We start from the raw sequence: 4281 nt of genomic DNA, 5'->3' as shown, positions 1-4281 counted from the left end.
AATTGATAAGACAGACAGTTCTGGAAGGGCAATTGAGGTCAGCTTAGTTCCTTCCTGTGGATAAGTTTATCTGCAATTTGAGCAAACTTGACCATGACAACATTTCAGCAACACCTCCTACACCACTCAGACATATCACGACCACAAACCAATCACAACTGATTGAATTACCTTCGATTTAGCTTGCTCTTTCAAAGGTAAGGAAACTTTGACTTTCCTTACCTTAAATCTGAAGCGTTCCTGAGCCGGAACAATCGATGAAGTAATCATGAAGATCACCTTTGAATTGATGGATTGATAATAAGAAAAGCTATCAATCATAATCTTGGGCTGGCACCACTCGATTATGAATGGTAGCACTTGCCAAGATTTAAAACGTCTGATGCGTTATGAAACTAGTATATATTAGTTTAAAAAAGCCCGTCAATCGCTGACGAGCTTTTGTTATACAAATAGGTCAATCCACCTCTGAATTAAAGCTCATTAAGTAAAAGCCGCCCCTCACATCACCAGGTAAGGTGTTTAATTCACAACCTTAAGATTTTCATACAGATCAGGTAACACGTGTTCATGTTCGAGGAGTTTTTCTAAGCGTTCTTCAAATGGCTCTGGTCTTTTATCGACAAAAAAGTACGTTTTTGATTCCGGTCGATGGAAGCTCTTGCCGGTTATTACCGCGCTCTTTCCGTTGTCCATAAAGTTAAACACTTGAGCGAAGAAATAATTATTATCCCTTTCTGAGTTGAGGTGTACTTTCCCTGTTGGCTGAACGGTGACAGGAAAGACATCATAGCCACCTTTACGCTTTTTGTTTTCGCAATATAAGTAGAGAAGCAGTCCTGTTTTACGCTCTAAGAACCCTAAATTCTCGAAACGGCAAGCGGCCAGTCGTCCAAAAAACCAAGTGTAAACAAGACCACGCTTTCGGTCGAAGTATATATGCGCAGGCTTCGGGGATTTCACAAAAAAGACCGTCGCAGATATGGCGAGAAAAAGTGCAATCAAAGAAATAGAAATATAAAAATACACTGACTCTCTATGCCGTTCAGAACTGTATTTAGCTACTGCATTAAGATAGTTCCAAAACGAGTAGTCGCCATTTTCGCTAAAAAAAGCCTCAAAATAAGCCTTCCGCTGCTTATCGTATGGAAGTCTTTCTCTTTCTTTATTCTCATAATATGAAATTTTTTCTTTAGCATAAACTACCTCATCTGGATGAGGGCCAATACGGTCAATAAACAGGAACGACAAAACCCAAAGCCCAATAACCAAAGGTAAGAGGAAGGCAAACCGTAAACCGTGCCTTGCATCACGCACCGTCATGACATCATCAGTCACCGTCATAAAAGGCTCTAACGGATCATGAGCGGGCTTTATCGGCTTAAATTGGGAAGCAAAGGTCTCTCGCGATTTACTGAGCCTTTGTGGGTATTGGTATCTAATTAAGAAACCTTGATTGTTTGACCTTTTCATTTTTAATCCTGTTCTATACTGCTTGGCTTATCATCAACCATGCCAAAATACGTTTTTTCTAACACACCTTTAGAGGTAAGCATGCGTTTTGGCACCACCACCTCAGGGCTCTGTTGGTAATACCAGTGCACATTCAGAGCCTCACCGTGCTCACTTTCCATTTCAACCTCGAAGTTTAGGTGCAACGTGCCATCGATAAGCTCTCTTTTAAAGAAGTCATCGCTGTGTACCGCATCATTAAGAGCTTGTTGGAACGCCTGTGTGGCTGATTTATTCTCAACGGCATGGTATCTCACCATCTTATTAATCGGTTGCATAATATCGACTGGACGCTGCTTCGTGCTGCAAACGGCTCCGATAACATTCGATTCGCCAGGCGTAAACCCTGGCAGACGCATACGATAACCGTAGATTTTCCTTGTCGGAGATAACTCTTCTTGGACCCATACTTTAAGCTCAGGCCGCAATAAGAGGTTCATAAACTCTTGTTGCTCAACCTCAAGAGCTAATTGAATCTTTCTATCATCATATTCGGCAGCTGCAATATATAAGCGCTTAGAAATATCAAAATTACCTGCACCATCAAAATACCAAAATGAGTATTTCTCACTCCTGCCCCAAAAGCAGCGAAACAGCAAATTTTCGAGCTCTGACTTGCTGTATTTGAGTTTCATCCCCTCCGCAACGAGTAAAAGCGCAAAACCAATCAAGGCAAAGTAACCAGATTGTATCGCCGTTGAGGAAATTCCGCGCATGGTTAAGATAGGGCCAGCTGCAAACATAGAGTAACTTATCATTTTATTGATGTTCGCGTACATCAAGCCTCGATTTCCTGAATCATAGGCGTCTACTGCCTCGGCGGTGGACGACACCAACAGCGCGAGGTTAGACACCGCAATCAAACGAGTTAAATTTGCCGCATAGTCTGCAGCTTTCATATGATCCAGTTTTGTATCTATCTTCGCACTGGCTAATTTAGCCCCACCTTTGGTGGCAGCAGCGAGTAAGGAAGGCAGCCCCATCCGAACGGCAAAATAAAAATAGCGAGAATTTAACGCTTTGTTCGCCAGTAATAACTGCGCGCGCTGCGCACCCGTTTTATCGACAATTGCAGCAGAGATCGCCGCGACGGCCGTTGACAACGTTTGCGTTGGCGCCACCCAGTTGTGGGGAGTGGTTGGATCTGCTTGCTCAAATCCATTGATTTGCGTTAATTGCATTAACACGTCAATATTGGCCCTTAAAGAAAGCATCGACAGGGCGCCATCAAGTGTCTTTCCGAGTAAGGCCTGAGTGGTCTCAGCTTCATAGTCCACGTAACGATGGCTGTAGTTCGGCATCGTGAGCGTGGGAAGTGGGGATTTTTTCGCGACTTTTTCCCAATCTGGTAACGTCACGGCTTTCTCTCGCTTTCCCCAAGTGATAAGCGTTCGGGCAAATGGTAAGGCACTTTGCGCTTTCAACATTGGGAAATGATTGTTTCCATTGGAGTCGATGTTCTTCGCTAAGATGCGACCCAACTCATCAAGCGTTACTCTGACGGTGCCATCGAGTTCTTTGATCCCAAAACCTTTTTCGAAAAAGACAGGAATAAAGTTCAGCAATCCAGAATACGCCACCGGCCTTAATTGCAGCGCAGAGTTAACCACATAACCTTGGCCATATTTTGCGACTGCGGCAGTCCAACTCCAGAGAAACTGAAAGACATTCGGTGTATTTTCCGCCAGTTCTGTGGCCAGCTTTGCCCAATCCACGTTATCTTGGCACTGGAGCAAGATAAGCATCAGTTTCTCTTCAAACGTGAGATAGGTATTGTTTGCCCCTTCTTCGTAAGCCGCATTAATCATGCTAACAACGGCATTATGGCCTTCTTTTGTGGCGCCAAGGCTACCGAACATGGCTGACATGGTCGCGTTGAGCTTTTGCAGCTCTTTAAAAGGCTCCACGGCGCTTTGAGAATCAAAGAACAGCTCCAGATAGCCATCGAGTGAGCCGATGGCGCCATCTGCCAAATCTCGGTAAGCAAACGCTGAAAATAACTCCAAATATTCGACTCGCAACGCACTGAGCGCTTCGCTCTTTTCACGGCTTTGTTGATAGAACTCCGTCAGCGCTGCCACATCGATATTCTCGTTGATGGCCGCTTGTATTTGCGCATCATCTGACGAGCCGTGGTTGAGCTGTAAAATGAACTCACCAATGGTTTTCGGGTACATTTCACTGGCTTGGTCGGATTGTTCAATCGCAAATAACATCGAAAGAGCGAAGGCAATGTCACTCTGTCGCCCAACGGGATCGAAGAGCGCAACTAAGGTGCCATCTTTCTTTTCACTGTGACTTTTTTGCATGGTTTCCACTATCCCTAAAGGGGATAGGTAGTGGTTATTTTCCGTTGTGAACACATCGAGCCCCATCGGATTGGCTTGACTGTTGTTCTCAAGAGCCAGCCATTTTTCATCGCTACGGCGATAGTCTTCCACCAAGGCGCTGAGGTTATCTTGTGTAGCCGCTTGGCTAAAGTCGGTTTGCGGCGCAGTCAAATCCACCTGCTGCATCGCCTTTTTGCGCAACTCTTCATCGCTGTTCATGTTATCAATGATGGCGGCAGACCATTCGTGCTCAGAGTAGACGATGGAAATCTTTTTCGCTTTCGGCGTCACAAACGCAAAAGGATAGAACGTGGAGCCCGATGAGGTATCGAGTGTTAATCCCTCTTGAGCGTTTTCTTCATTGGTGAAATAGTATTTCTCAAACTTTTCAATCACACCGGTCGGCGTTTGGGTTTGCGCATATTTGAAGATGTGAAAA

2 protein-coding genes are annotated in these 4281 nt (G+C 44.7%); both read right to left on the bottom strand.

Going from position 1 to position 4281, the window contains the following annotated elements; genetic code table 11:
* Positions 1–522 precede the first annotated feature (522 nt).
* On the bottom strand, positions 523–1473 hold the full coding sequence (locus KIO97_RS21670) for a hypothetical protein (RefSeq protein WP_285383909.1): 951 nt from the start codon (positions 1471–1473) through the stop codon (positions 523–525).
* 2 nt (positions 1474–1475) lie between these two features.
* Positions 1476–4281: toxin VasX (locus tag KIO97_RS21665; RefSeq protein WP_373417331.1), on the bottom strand; the 2806-nt coding region annotated here is incomplete at its 5' end.

Origin of the sequence: Vibrio sp. B181a (assembly GCF_030248375.1) — a bacterium.
Classification (GTDB): domain Bacteria; phylum Pseudomonadota; class Gammaproteobacteria; order Enterobacterales; family Vibrionaceae; genus Vibrio; species Vibrio campbellii.
This window is presented reverse-complemented; position numbering and strand designations above follow the sequence as displayed.

Excerpts from the sequence above, each read along its gene's own strand:
- KIO97_RS21670 (WP_285383909.1), bottom strand. The coding sequence starts at position 1,473 with ATGAAAAGGTCAAACAATCAAGGTTTCTTAATTAGATACCAATACCCA.